Here is a 13,494-nt window from a genome sequence, read left to right as displayed (position 1 = left end):
GAGCCCTATGTGTGGACTGGCGGGAATCCTGCAATCGCAGGCGCGGTTGCAGGCGCCGGAGCTGGCGGCGCTGGCCGGGGCCATGGGCGATGCCCTGGCCCATCGCGGCCCGGATGACCGTGGCGTCTGGAGCGACGCCGCCGCCGGTGTGGCGCTTGCGCACCGGCGGCTGAGCATCCTCGACCTGTCGCCGCTCGGCCATCAGCCGATGGCTTCCGGCGACGGCCGCTACTGGCTGGCCTACAACGGCGAGATCTACAACTTCGCGCCCTTGCGTGCCGAGCTGGAGACGCTCGGCCATGCCTTTGGCGGCCACTCGGACACCGAGGTGCTGCTGGCGGCGATCGTGCAGTGGGGCCTGGAGCCGGCGCTGGCGCGCTGCAACGGCATGTTCGCCATCGCCCTGTGGGACCGGCACGAGCAGCGGCTGTCGCTGGCCCGCGACCGGGTCGGCAAGAAGCCGTTGTACTACGGCTGGGCCGGCGACACCCTGGTCTTCGGTTCGGAGCTGAAGGCGTTGTGGCGGCACCCGGCGTTCGACAACGGCATCGACCGCGATGCCCTGGCCCTGCTGCTGCGGCTGGACTACATCCCGGCGCCGTACTGCATCCATGAGCGCGCCTTCAAGCTGATGCCGGGCCGCGTGCTGCACCTGGACGCGGCGATGGTGGCCGCCGGCGCCGGCGCGCACCGGCCCGAACAGGCGCAGGTGGCGTACTGGGACGCGCGCGAGCGCATGGCCGCCTGTCTGGCCGCGCGGTTCACCGGCAGCGAGGCCGAGGCCACCGATGCGCTGGACCGGCAGCTGCGCCAGGCCGTGGCGCTGCGCATGGTGGCCGATGTGCCGGTGGGCGTGTTCCTGTCCGGCGGTACCGACTCGGCGCTGGTCGCGTCGATGATGCAGGCGCAGAGCAGCACCCCGGTGCGCAGCTTCAGCATCGGTTTCCAGGACTCCGGCCATGACGAGGCGCCGCTGGCCAAGGCGGTGGCCGGCCACCTGGGCTGCGACCACACCGAGCTGTACGTCAGTGGCGCCGACGCGCTGGCGGTGGTGCCGCAGCTGCCGGCGATGTTCGACGAACCCTTCGCCGATGCCTCCCAGGTGCCGACCGCACTGGTGGCGCGGCTGGCGCGCGGCGGGGTCACCGTGGCCCTGTCCGGCGATGGCGGCGACGAGCTGTTCTTCGGCTACACCCGGTACCAGCGCGCGCTGCGCAACTGGCGCGCGCTGCGGCACGTGCCGGCGCCGCTGCGGCACTGGCTGGGGCGGCGCTCCGCGGCGCGGGGCGAGGACTCGCGCGCCGGGGGCCTGGCGGCGCTGCTGGCGGAGGCCGGTGCCGACGGCATCGGCGACGTGTACCGCAACCGCATCTCGCGCTGGCGCGACCCGGCCGCGGCGGTGCGTGGCGCACGCGAGCCGGCCACCTTCTACAGCCTGCCCGATCCGCTGCAGGGGCGGGGGGAACCGGCCGACGCGATGATGCTCGCCGATTTCACCACCTACTTGGCCGATGACCTGCTCTGCAAGGTGGACCGCACCAGCATGGCGGCCAGCCTGGAGGCGCGCGCGCCGCTGCTGGACTGGAACGTGGCGGAGTTCGCCTGGTCGCTGCCGCAGGACCTGAAACTGCGCGGCGGCACCACCAAGTACCTGCCCAAGCAGGTGCTGCGCCGCTACCTGCCCGACGCCATGGTGTTCCGCGGCAAGCGCGGCTTCGGCGCGCCGGTGACGCAATGGCTGCGCGGCGACCTGCACGGCTGGGCCGGCGACCTGCTCGACCCGCGGCGGCTGCGCCAGGACGGGGTGTTCGAGGAGGCCGCGGTCTCGACGGTGTGGCAGCGTTTCCGGCAGGGCGAGCGCAAGTGGCATACCCACCTGTGGAACGTGCTGATGTTCCAGGCCTGGCAGGCGCATTGGCAGGCGCAGCGGGCCCGGGCCGGGGCACCATGACGGCCCCGGTGTTCACCGCCGGGCGGCGTGCGCCGGGCTAGACTCGGGCCTTCCGTCCACACCGAGGTCGCCATGGAACCGTTCCGCATCGCCGTACTGGTCGGCAGCCTGCGCAGGGAGTCCCACAACCGCCGGCTGGCGTTGGCGCTGGAGAAACTGGCCGGCGAGCGTGCGCGGTTCGACTACCTGCGGATCGACGACATTCCGCTGTACAACCAGGACCGCGACAGCGATTTCCCCGAGCAGGGCACGCGCCTGAAGGACGGGATCCGCGGCGCCGATGCGGTGCTGTTCGTCACCGCCGAGTACAACCGCTCCATCCCGGGGGTGCTCAAGAACGCCATCGATACCGCCTCGCGTCCGTATGGCGATGGCGCCTTCGACGGCAAGCCGGCGGCGCTGATCGGCACCTCGCCGGGCGCGGCCGGCACGGCGATGGCGCAGCAGCACCTGCGCAACGTGCTGGTGTTCGTCAACCTGTCGGTCATGGCCCAGCCGGAGGCGTTCCTGCGCCACCGCGAGGGGGCGATCGATGCCGAGGGCGGCATCAGCGACGAAGGGACCCGGCGCTTCCTGCAGGGCTACGTCGACCGCTTCCTGGCCTGGATCGCGGCGCACCCGCGGCCGCACTGAGCCTGGCCGGGCGGTCCTGCCCGCCGGTCGCCGCCGCCGTGGGCGGAGGCCGGGGCCGGGCGCCATCCACGGGGCACGGACAGCTTGTCCACCGAGTTATCCCCACACTGAGGGGCCACATCGGCCTACCATGGACGGGTCGTTTCCCTGCTATCCCCAAGGTTTCCATGTCCGCCCGTCCCGGTTTCCGTTCCGATCGTCCGCACCGTGCCGAGCACGGCGAACAGCGCATCGACACCCTGCGCGTGCCGCCGCATTCGGTCGAGGCCGAGCAGGCGGTGCTGGGGGGGCTCATGCTCGCCCCGGAGGCCTTCGACCGGGTCAACGAAGCGCTGACCGAAAAGGACTTCTACCGCCGCGACCACCAGTTGATCTACCGCGCGATCCGCGAGCTGTCCGAGCGCGACCGGCCGTTCGACGCGGTGACCCTGGGCGAGTGGTTCGAATCGCAGGGCAAGCTGGAGCAGGTCGGCGACGGCGCCTACCTGATCGAACTGGCGAGCACCACGCCGTCGGCGGCTAACATCGGCGCCTACGCCGAGATCGTGCGCGACAAGGCGGTGCTGCGGCAGCTGATCCAGGTCGGCACCGACATCGTCAACGACGGCTTCCAGCCGGAGGGCCGCGACAGCACCGAGCTGCTGGCCTCGGCGGAGAAGTCGGTGTTCGCCATCGCCGAGCAGGGCGCGCGCGGGCGCAGCGATTTCGTGGCCATGCCCGGCGCGCTGAAGGACGCCTTCGAGGAGCTGCGCAACCGCTTCGAGAACGGCGGCAACATCACCGGCCTGCCGACCGGCTACAACGATTTCGATGCGATGACCGCGGGTCTGCAGCCGACCGACCTGATCATCCTGGCCGCGCGTCCGGCCATGGGCAAGACCACCTTCGCGCTGAACATCGCCGAGTACGCGGCGATCAAGTCCAAGAAGGGCGTGGCGGTGTTCTCCATGGAAATGTCGGCGTCGCAGCTGGCGATGCGCCTGATTTCCTCCAACGGGCGCATCAATGCCCAGCGCCTGCGCACCGGCCAGCTGGAGGACGAGGACTGGAGCCGGGTGACCAGCGCCATCCGCATGCTCAAGGAGACCAAGATCTTCATCGACGACACGCCCGGCGTGTCGCCGGAGGTGCTGCGTTCCAAGTGCCGCCGGCTCAAGCGCGAGCACGACCTGGGCCTGGTGGTGATCGACTACCTGCAGCTGATGAGCGTGCCCGGCAACAGCGAGAACCGCGCCACCGAGATCTCCGAGATCAGCCGCTCGCTCAAGGGCCTGGCCAAGGAGCTGAACGTACCGGTGATCGCCCTGTCCCAGCTCAACCGCTCGCTGGAAACGCGTACCGACAAGCGTCCGGTGATGGCCGACCTGCGCGAGTCAGGCGCCATCGAGCAGGACGCGGACATGATCGTGTTCATCTACCGCGACGAGTACTACAACAAGGAAAATTCGCCGGACAAGGGCCTGGCCGAAATCATCATCGGCAAGCACCGCGGCGGCCCGACCGGCGCCTGCAAGCTCAAGTTCTTCGGCGAATACACCCGCTTCGACAACCTCAGCCACGACAGCGTCGGCGCCTTCGAGTAAGCGGCGCCCGCGCTTCCGGCCGACACCCGGGCGGCCCTCTGCAGCGCCGGGCCGCGCCCATCGGGAGGATGCCCGGGCAGGGGCGGTTGCCGGTGATGCCCACCAGGCGGGACAGGGCCCTGCAAACGGGCTGACGCATCCCTGCAGCGCCGGGCCATGCCCGGCAGGGCGTGGCCGATGATGCCCGGGCGGGGCATGGCCCCGCATCGCACACTGGCCTGGAACAACCTCCCGCAGCGCCGGGCAGTGCCCGGCGGGGGGATGTCAGGCGGCCTTCTTCGCCGCCAGCTGGCGCAGGACGTACTGCAGCAGGCCGCCGTTGCGGAAGTATTCGACTTCCTTCGGGGTCAGCAGCAGCACCGCGGCCTGGAAGCGCTTGACCTGTCCATCGGTACCGGTGGCGGTGACCGTGGCGCGCTTGGCCTTGCCGTCCTCCAGGCCGGTGATGTCGAAGGTCTCCGAGCCGTCCAGTCCCAGCGAATGCGCGCTCTCGCCGGGCAGGAATTGCAGCGGGAGGACGCCCATGCCGACCAGGTTGGAGCGGTGGATGCGCTCGAAGCTCTCGGCGATCACCGCCTTGACCCCCAGCAGGTTGGTGCCCTTGGCGGCCCAGTCGCGGGACGAGCCGGTGCCGTACTCCTTGCCGGCCACCACCACCAGCGGCACGCCGTCGGTGCGGTACTTCATGGCGGCGTCGTAGATGGACATCTTTTCCGGCGGGGTGCTGCCGAAATACAGGGTGTTGCCGCCTTCCTCGCCGCCGAACATCAGGTTCTTGATGCGGATGTTGGCGAAGGTGCCGCGCACCATCACGTCGTCGTTGCCGCGGCGGCTGCCGTAGCTGTTGAAGTCGGCCGGCTGCACGCCGCGCGACTGCAGGAAGCGGCCGGCGGGCGAGTCCTTCTTGATGTTGCCGGCCGGGGAGATGTGGTCGGTGGTGATGGAGTCGCCGAACAGGCCCAGCACCCGCGCGCCGTGGACGTCGGCGATGCTGCCGACCTGCATGGTCATGCCGTCGAAGTAGGGCGGGTTCTTGATGTAGGTCGAGTCGGCGTTCCAGCGGTAGGCCTGGCCTTCGGGCGACTCGATCTGCGCCCAGCGGTTGTCGCCCTTGAACACGTCGGCGTAGTTCTGCTTGAACATCTCCGGGCCGATGGTGGCGGCGATGACGTCGCCGATCTCCTTGTTGCTCGGCCAGATGTCGCGCAGGTAGACCGGGTTGCCGTCCGGATCGCTGCCCAGCGGATCGCGGGTCAGGTCGATGTCGACGGTGCCGGCCAGGGCGTAGGCGACCACCAGCGGCGGCGATGCCAGGTAGTTGGCCTTCACCTCCGGATGCACGCGGCCTTCGAAGTTGCGGTTGCCCGACAGCACCGAGGCTACCACCAGGTCGCCGGCGGCGATGCCGGCGCTGACCTCGGTGGGCAGCGGGCCGGAGTTGCCGATGCAGGTGGTGCAGCCGTAGCCGACCACGTAGAAGCCGAGCTTCTCCAGCTCCTTGAGCACGCCGGCCTTTTCCAGGTAGTCGGTGACCACGCGCGAGCCCGGCCCGAGCGAGGTCTTGACCCACGGCTGGCGGGTGAGCCCGCGCGCGGCGGCGTTGCGGGCCAGCAGGCCGGCGCCGATCATCACCGCGGGGTTGGAGGTGTTGGTGCACGAGGTGATCGCCGCGATCACCACCGCGCCGTCCTTCAGGCGCAGGGTGCGGCCGTCGATCTCGACGTCGGCATGGCCCTTGGCCAGCTGTTCGTTGCCGACCGCGGCGCCGCCGCCTTCGCTGATGAAGTCGGCGATCTCGCCGTTGCGGCGGTCGCGGTTGGTGGTCAGGCCGGTCAGGGCCTCGGCGAAGTTGCGGCCGACGTCCTGCAGGAGCACGCGGTCCTGCGGACGCTTGGGGCCGGCCATGGAGGGCTTGACCTCGCCCATGTCCAGTTCCAGCGTCGCGCTGTAGCGGGCCGGCGCGCTGCCGGGCTCGTGCCACAGCCCCTGGGCCTTGGCATAGGCCTCCACCAGCGCGATCTGCGCGTCGCTGCGGCCGGACAGGCGCAGGTAGTTCAGCGATTCGGCATCGATCGGGAAGATGCCGCAGGTGGCGCCGTATTCGGGGGCCATGTTGGCGATCGTGGCGCGGTCGGCCAGCGGCAGGTGCTGCAGGCCGTCGCCGTAGAACTCGACGAACTTGCCGACCACGCCCAGCGTGCGCAGCATCTGGGTCACGGTGAGCACCAGGTCGGTGGCGGTGGTGCCCTCGGGCAGCTTGCCGGTGAGCTTGAAGCCGACCACCTGCGGGATCAGCATGGACGATGGCTGGCCGAGCATGGCCGCCTCGGCCTCGATGCCGCCCACGCCCCAGCCGAGCACGCCGATGCCGTTGATCATGGTGGTGTGCGAGTCGGTACCGAAGACGGTGTCCGGGAACGCCCAGCGCTGGCCGTCGACCTCGCGTTCCATCACCACCCGGGCGAGGTTCTCCAGGTTCACCTGGTGGACGATGCCGGTGTTCGGCGGCACCACCTTGAAGTTCTCGAAGGCCTTCTGGCCCCAGCGCAGGAAGCTGTAGCGCTCGCGGTTGCGTTCGAACTCGATCTTCCCGTTGAGGTCCAGGGCATCGGCGCGCCCGAACACGTCCACCTGCACCGAGTGGTCGATGACCAGTTCGGAGGGGATCAGCGGGTTGATCTGCTCGGCGTCGCCACCCAGCCGGGCGACCGCATCGCGCATCGCCGCCAGGTCGACCACGCAGGGCACGCCGGTGAAGTCCTGCAGCACCACGCGTGCCGGCATGAAGGCGATTTCCGTCGCCGGCTCGGCCTGCGGATCCCAGGTGGCCACCGCTTCGATGTGCTCGGCGGACACGGTCTGGCCGCCGTCCTCGTGCCGGAGCAGGTTCTCCAGCAGGATCTTCATCGAATAGGGCAGGTGGGAGAGGTCGAACCGCTCGCCCAGCTTGGGCAGGCTGCAGTAGGCATAGCGCTGGCCGGCGACGGTGAGCTCGCTGCGGGTGGAGAATGAATCGCTCATGCGGGTGACTCCTGTTGCGGATGGCGTGCAATGGCGCGGATGGCCGCGCCAGCTGGCTGGGGCGGGGCGCCCCTGTTCAGTGATCGACCGTCCGAGTATGGACGATCTTCCCGTGCCGAGCGCCCGGCAAGGGCTTCAGGATACGCACCGGAATGTTGCAGCGGTGTCACGAGATGCCGGCAACGCCTTGCGGCACAAGCCCTCACGGCGGAGCGCGCGACGGCCGGCGGTTTGGGTATGCGGGGCGAAGTATGTATAATTCATCCATACTTTGAAGCGAGGCCGCCCATGGAAGCCACCGTTGCCGAGCGCGGACAGATCACCCTGCCCAAGGCCGTGCGCGATGCCCTCGGATTGACCAAGGGGACGCTGCTGAAGGTCGAGCTGGAAGGCAGCCGCATCATTCTCCGCAAGAGCGTGGACGACGCGATCTCGCGTGCCCGCGGCAAGTTCGCGCTGGACGGCTTCGAGTCGGCCGAGCAGGCCGTGCGGACCGTGCGCGACGAGGCCGGCGAGGCGTGATCGCGGTCGACTCCCCGGTCCTGATCGAGCTGCTCAGCGACGGTGCCCGTGCCGATGCGGTCGAGGCCTGCCTGCGGCAGGCGCTGGTCGGCGGCCGGGTCGTGGTCTGCGGCACCACCCTGGCCGAGATCTGCGCGGCCCTGCGCGGCGGCGCGCAGGTGCAGGAGGCGCTGGAGGAGATGGGCATCCATTTCAGTCCGCTGGAGGCCAAGTCGGCGCTGCGTGCCGGCGAGATGCATCGCCGCCAGCGGCAGCGCGATGGCGGCGGCCGCAGCCTGGACGACTTCCTGGTGGGCGCGCACGCCCTGTTGCAGTGCGATGGCCTGATCACCTGGAACGACCGTTTTTTCCGCGACTACTTCAAGGGCCTGAAGCTGATCGTGCCGCACGCCTGAGCCCATACGAACACCCTGAAAACCACACTGCATTACCCGGGAGTTGCCATGTTGGAAGCCTATCGCCACCACGTCGCCGAGCGCGCTGCGCTCGGCATCCCGCCGCTGCCGCTGAGCGCGCAGCAGACGGCCGATGTCATCGAACTGCTGAAGAACCCGCCGGCCGGCGAGGCCGAGTTCCTGCTGGACCTGATCACCCACCGGGTGCCGGCCGGCGTCGACGATGCCGCCAAGGTCAAGGCGTCCTACCTGGCCGCCATCGCCCTGGGCAGCGAGCGCAGCGCGCTGATCGACCGCGCGCGCGCCACCGAGCTGCTGGGCACCATGCTGGGCGGCTACAACGTCGCACCGTTGATCCAGCTGCTGGACGACGCCGAGGTGGGGGCCCTGGCCGCCGACGGCCTGAAGCACACCCTGCTGGTGTTCGATGCCTTCCACGACGTGCAGGACAAGGCCCGGGCCGGCAATGCCCATGCCCAGGCGGTGCTGCGCAGCTGGGCCGATGCCGAGTGGTTCACCAGCAAGCCGGAAGTACCGGAAAGCCTGACCATCACCGTGTTCAAGGTGCCCGGCGAGACCAACACCGACGACCTGTCGCCGGCGCCTGACGCCACCACCCGCCCGGACATCCCGATGCACGCCCTGGCGATGCTGAAGAACAAGCGCGACGACGCGCCGTTCACCCCGGAAGAGGACGGCAAGCGCGGCCCGATCCAGCAGATCCTGTCGCTCAAGGAAAAGGGCCACCTGGTCGCCTACGTCGGCGACGTGGTCGGTACCGGCTCCTCGCGCAAGTCGGCCACCAACAGCGTGCTGTGGTGGACCGGTGACGACATCCCGTTCATCCCGAACAAGCGCGCCGGCGGCGTCTGCCTGGGTGGCAAGATCGCGCCGATCTTCTACAACACCATGGAAGATGCCGGCGCGCTGCCGATCGAGCTGGACGTGACGGAGATGGCGCACGGCGATGTCGTCGAGCTGCGCCCCTACGAAGGCAAGGCGCTGAAGGACGGCAAGGTGATCGCCGAGTTCCAGGTCAAGTCGGAGGTGCTGTTCGACGAGGTGCGTGCCGGTGGCCGCATTCCGCTGATCGTCGGCCGCGGCCTGACCGCGAAGGCACGCGAGGCGCTGGGCCTGCCGGTCACCGAACTGTTCCGCCTGCCGGTGCAGCCGGCCGACACCGGCAAGGGCTTCTCGCTGGCGCAGAAGATGGTCGGCCGCGCCTGCGGCCTGCCGGAAGGCCAGGGCATGCGCCCGGGCACCTACTGCGAGCCGAAGATGACCTCGGTGGGGTCGCAGGACACCACCGGGCCGATGACCCGCGACGAGCTGAAGGACCTGGCCTGCCTGGGCTTCTCGGCCGACCTGGTGATGCAGTCGTTCTGCCACACCGCGGCCTATCCGAAGCCGGTGGACGTCAAGACCCACCACACCCTGCCGGAGTTCATCTCCACCCGTGGCGGCATCTCGCTGCGTCCCGGCGACGGTGTGATCCACAGCTGGCTCAACCGCATGCTGCTGCCGGACACCGTCGGTACCGGCGGCGACAGCCACACCCGCTTCCCGATCGGCATTTCGTTCCCGGCCGGCTCCGGCCTGGTCGCCTTCGCCGCCGCCACCGGGGTGATGCCGCTGGACATGCCCGAGTCGGTGCTGGTGCGCTTCAAGGGCCAGCTGCAGCCGGGCGTGACCCTGCGCGACCTGGTCAACGCCATCCCGCTGTACGCGATCAAGCAGGGCCTGCTGACCGTGGCCAAGGCCGGCAAGAAGAACATCTTCTCCGGTCGCATCCTCGAGATCGAGGGCCTGCCGGACCTGAAGGTGGAGCAGGCGTTCGAGCTGTCCGACGCCTCGGCCGAGCGCTCGGCCGCCGGCTGCAGCGTGCGCCTGAACAAGGAGCCGATCATCGAGTACCTCAACAGCAACATCGTGCTGCTGAAGAACATGATCGCCGAGGGCTATGCCGATGCCCGTTCGCTGGCGCGCCGCATCGAGAAGATGGAAGCATGGCTGGCCGACCCGCAGCTGCTGGAGCCGGACGCCGACGCCGAGTACGCAGCGGTCATCGAGATCGACCTGGCCGACGTGCATGAACCCATCGTGGCCTGCCCGAACGACCCGGACGACGTGAAGACCCTGTCCGACGTGGCCGGCGCGCAGATCGACGAAGTGTTCATCGGTTCGTGCATGACCAACATCGGCCACTTCCGCGCCGCCGCCAAGCTGCTGGAAGGCAAGCGCGACCTGCCCACGCGCCTGTGGATCGCGCCGCCCACCAAGATGGACGCCAGCGAGCTGACCAAGGAAGGCCACTACGGCACCTTCGGCAACGCCGGCGCACGCACCGAGATGCCGGGCTGCTCGCTGTGCATGGGCAACCAGGCGCAGATCCGCGAAGGCTCCACCGCGATGTCGACCTCGACCCGCAACTTCCCGAACCGCCTGGGCCGCAACACCAACGTGTACCTGGGGTCGGCGGAGCTGGCCGCGATCTGCGCGCGCCTGGGCCGGATCCCGACCCGCGAGGAGTACATGGCGGACGTCGGCGTGATCAACGCCAACGGCGATGCGATCTACCGCTACATGAACTTCGACCAGATCGCGGAGTACAAGGACGTGGCCGACACCGTCGCGGCGTAAGCCTGGCCCGCATGTGGAACGCCCGGCGTCGGCCGGGCGTTCCATTTTTCGGGGTCACCCGCAGGGCGCGCCGGATTGCAGTGTCCGCCCTCCGTTCCTTCCGGGATCGGCAAGGGGCGCCGCGTTGGAGAAGAAGCTGCACGGGCGATTTGGGTCGCCCCGCCGCGGGGCGCTCGTTGTCGTGCCGATGCTGATCGGGATGCCTGGCGCCGCGCCGGCCGTGCGCTGCGAAGAGGGGCAGCTTGGGACGCCTTCCACCGCGCGCCTCGATGAAACGTAGCTGCGTGCCCATCCCCCCGCCTCTCCGTTCGTGGTGAAGAGAGACGGCGTTGAAGGGAATGTGACGATCCGGGCGGGCGTGGGCAGCGTGGGGCGGTCAGCTGCCTGCAGGTGGTGAGGGTCGGCCTGAACCGGGATGCCACCCGCGCGGCGCCGCAGGCCGTGCTCGGCTGGCGGATCGTCCGCGCCAACCATGACGGGGATGCGGCTGGCGGGGGTGTCGGGGTCGCCGTGCCGTTCCGTATCGAAGACGGCATGCCTTCGCCGCGATACAGGCGGGGCGATGCGGATTCATTCGGCCTTTGCGACGTCCTGCTGCATGCGGAGCAGCGGGCATGCCGGAGCGGCGGGCTTGTCGTGGGGATGACGGACGCGGGAGCGGGCCGGTTCTGTCGCCGCTGCGCCGATAGAACGCCATAGCATGGGGCGATGCCCCGTCTCCCGGGGGCTCCGCGGAACGTCCCGCGCAGTTCAGGAGGAGGATGAAAGGGGGGACGGCGAACACCGCTCTTGAATGCCGGAGCGGAAGGACCGCGCCGGCGGCGGCGAGTGCCGGAGGGAGCTCTCTCGGGGGCGGGCACGCCTGGACACCCCAGGGGCCAACGCCGTCCTCAACGGTTCGGGTCGCGTTCCGGGCTGGGCCGTTTCTGCAGTTTGCGCTGCAGCGAGCGGCGGTGCATGCCGAGCAGGCGCGCGGCCGCGGAGACGTTGCCACCGGTCTCGTGCAGGGCCTGCTGGATGTGTTCCCACTGCAGGCGGCTGATCGGGGTCATGGCATCGGGCGGCTCCACGTCCTCCGGTTCCTCGTGGCCGTCGTCGGTCTCGCCCAGTGCCCGCAGGATCATCGGCACGGTGGCCGGCTTGGGCAGGTAGTCGTCGGCGCCGAGCTTGATCGCTTCCACCGCGGTGGCGATGGAGGCATAGCCGGTGACCAGCAGGATGCGCATGTCCGCGCGCAGCTCGCGCAGCGGCTGGATCAGCGCCAGCCCCGATTCGCTGCCGAGCTTGAGGTCGATCAGCGCGAAGGCCGGAGGCGAGCGCGTGGCCTGCTCCAGCGCGCCGGCCAGGTCGTGGGCGGTGTCGGTCTGGATCTCGCGGCGGGCCAGGCTGCGCTGCAGGGTGCGCAGGTACAGGGGGTCGTCGTCGACCAGCAGGCCGCATAGGGAGGGAGCGGTCATCGGGGGGCTTCCAGGTTGGCAAGGGGCAGACGGAAGCCGACGCGTGCGCCGCGGCCTTCGGCCGGGCGCATCCACAGCTCTCCGTGCAGCCGTTCGATGGTGGCGTGCGACAGCGCCAGGCCCACGCCCATGCCGTCGGTCTTGCCGCTGTTGAACAGGGTACCGGGCAGGGCGGCCTGGCTGGCGCTGAAGCCGGGCCCATAATCGCGCACTTCGCCATGCAGGTGGCCTTCGGCGACCCGCAGGTCCAGGTCGACCCGGGCATTGCCCAGGGCCTCGCCGGCATCGGCGGCGTTGTTCAGCAGCACCTGCAGCAGGTGGCCGACGCCCGGATCAAGGGCGAGCCGCAGCGGAACGTCGGGGTTGCGGCGCAGCTGCACCGTCGGGCGCACCAGCCGCCATTGCTCGAGGATGTCGCCGATCGACACCCGCGCCCGGCTGCGCGCGCCCTCGGCCGGCGCGGCCAGCGCCAGCACCCGTTCCCGGCACTGCACCAGCAGCTCGCGCAGGGTGTCCAGGTCCTCCTGGATCTCCGGGTTGCCCGGTTGCTGCTCGGCGATGTCGTCGGCCAGCAGGGTCATGGTCGCCAGCGGGGTGTTCAGCTCGTGCGCCACCGAGGCCGCGTGCGTGGCCAGGGCGACGATGCCCTCGTTGCGCACGAAGCGCTCGCGCAGCAGCGCCAGCTGGTTCTCGCGCTCGCGCAGGGCCGCCGCCAGGCGCGTGGAGAACACCAGCACGACCACGCTGGACAGCAGGAAGTTGGCCGCCGCCCCCCACAGGTGCAGGCTCATCGAATCGAAGTAGCCGCCCTGCAGCGGCCGCCCGAACACCGCGCTCGTCGCATAGCCGGCCACGCAGGCGGCGGCCACCGCATGGGTCCAGCGCAGGGGCAGGGCGAGCGCGGCCAGCGCGATCAGGATCAGGAACAGCGAGCCGAACGGATTGGCGATGCCGCCGCTCCAGCCGACCATCCAGGTCAGCACCGCGACATCGACCAGGATGTGCCCGAAGGCGGTGACCGGCGCCGGGTCGGTGGCGTGCACGTGCAGCTGCACGGACAGGTTGAACAGCGCCAGCACGCATACGCCGCTCCACAACGGCACCAGCGGCAGGTCCAGCCCCAGCAGCCAGGTGGCGACCAGGATGGCGGTGGCCTGGCCGGCGGTGGCCAGCCAGCGCAGGCTGCACAGGGTGCGCTGGAACGAGGTGTCCGGGAAGTCCATGTGCGCATCGTAGGCGTTCGCGCGCAGTGCCGCTCGCCCGGGATTCATGCGGTACGCGAAGCCGGCGCG

At 69.9% G+C, this 13,494-nt stretch carries 9 protein-coding genes; 6 read left to right on the top strand and 3 right to left on the bottom strand.

What is annotated here, in order from left to right; translation table 11 throughout:
- Positions 1-7: 7 nt before the first annotated feature.
- From asnB to K5L01_RS04465, 3 genes are all read left to right on the top strand, one after another.
- Entirely contained in the window at positions 8-1,951 is a 1,944-nt protein-coding gene (asnB, locus tag K5L01_RS04475) for an asparagine synthase (glutamine-hydrolyzing) (RefSeq protein ID WP_250062292.1), read from the top strand.
- A 72-nt stretch (positions 1,952-2,023) separates the two neighbouring features.
- Positions 2,024-2,584 carry an NADPH-dependent FMN reductase gene (locus K5L01_RS04470; RefSeq protein WP_250062290.1) on the top strand — a complete coding sequence of 187 codons (561 nt, stop codon included), beginning with the start codon at positions 2,024-2,026 and terminating at the stop codon, positions 2,582-2,584.
- A 167-nt stretch (positions 2,585-2,751) separates the two neighbouring features.
- Positions 2,752-4,167, top strand: coding sequence for a replicative DNA helicase (locus K5L01_RS04465; protein WP_250062289.1), 1,416 nt, complete (start codon positions 2,752-2,754; stop codon positions 4,165-4,167).
- Positions 4,168-4,431: 264 nt separating this feature from the next.
- Here K5L01_RS04465 and acnA read toward each other — a convergent pair whose 3' ends face one another.
- Entirely contained in the window at positions 4,432-7,188 is a 2,757-nt protein-coding gene (gene acnA / locus K5L01_RS04460) for an aconitate hydratase AcnA (RefSeq protein ID WP_250062288.1), read from the bottom strand.
- Between the two features lie 288 nt (positions 7,189-7,476).
- On the opposite strand from acnA, the gene K5L01_RS04455 reads away from it, so the two are divergent.
- Genes K5L01_RS04455 through acnB form a run of 3 tightly spaced genes read left to right on the top strand, consistent with a single transcriptional unit; the run spans position 7,477 to position 10,745 of the window.
- Complete coding sequence (locus K5L01_RS04455; protein ID WP_250062287.1) at positions 7,477-7,710, top strand: AbrB/MazE/SpoVT family DNA-binding domain-containing protein; 234 nt, start codon at positions 7,477-7,479, stop codon at positions 7,708-7,710.
- Positions 7,707-8,105 (top strand): type II toxin-antitoxin system VapC family toxin, encoded by a 399-nt coding sequence (locus K5L01_RS04450; protein WP_250062286.1) that lies wholly within the window; start codon positions 7,707-7,709, stop codon positions 8,103-8,105. The genes K5L01_RS04455 and K5L01_RS04450 overlap by 4 nt, the downstream gene beginning before the upstream one ends.
- A 48-nt stretch (positions 8,106-8,153) precedes the next feature.
- On the top strand, positions 8,154-10,745 hold the full coding sequence (acnB, locus tag K5L01_RS04445; protein WP_250062285.1) for a bifunctional aconitate hydratase 2/2-methylisocitrate dehydratase: 2,592 nt from the start codon (positions 8,154-8,156) through the stop codon (positions 10,743-10,745).
- An 890-nt stretch (positions 10,746-11,635) separates the two neighbouring features.
- On the opposite strand, the gene K5L01_RS04440 is transcribed toward acnB, so the two are convergent.
- Both K5L01_RS04440 and K5L01_RS04435 read right to left on the bottom strand, forming a co-directional pair.
- Positions 11,636-12,202: a response regulator transcription factor gene (locus K5L01_RS04440; RefSeq protein WP_250062284.1), complete on the bottom strand. Its 567-nt coding sequence runs from the start codon at positions 12,200-12,202 to the stop codon at positions 11,636-11,638.
- The gene (locus tag K5L01_RS04435) at positions 12,199-13,425 is read right to left on the bottom strand and encodes an ATP-binding protein (RefSeq protein WP_250063465.1); all 1,227 of its coding nucleotides are present in this window, start codon (positions 13,423-13,425) and stop codon (positions 12,199-12,201) included. The genes K5L01_RS04440 and K5L01_RS04435 overlap by 4 nt, the downstream gene beginning before the upstream one ends.
- Positions 13,426-13,494: the final 69 nt, after the last annotated feature.

The organism is Stenotrophomonas mori (genome assembly GCF_023556335.1).
GTDB classification, from domain to species: domain Bacteria; phylum Pseudomonadota; class Gammaproteobacteria; order Xanthomonadales; family Xanthomonadaceae; genus Stenotrophomonas; species Stenotrophomonas mori.
This window is presented reverse-complemented; position numbering and strand designations above follow the sequence as displayed.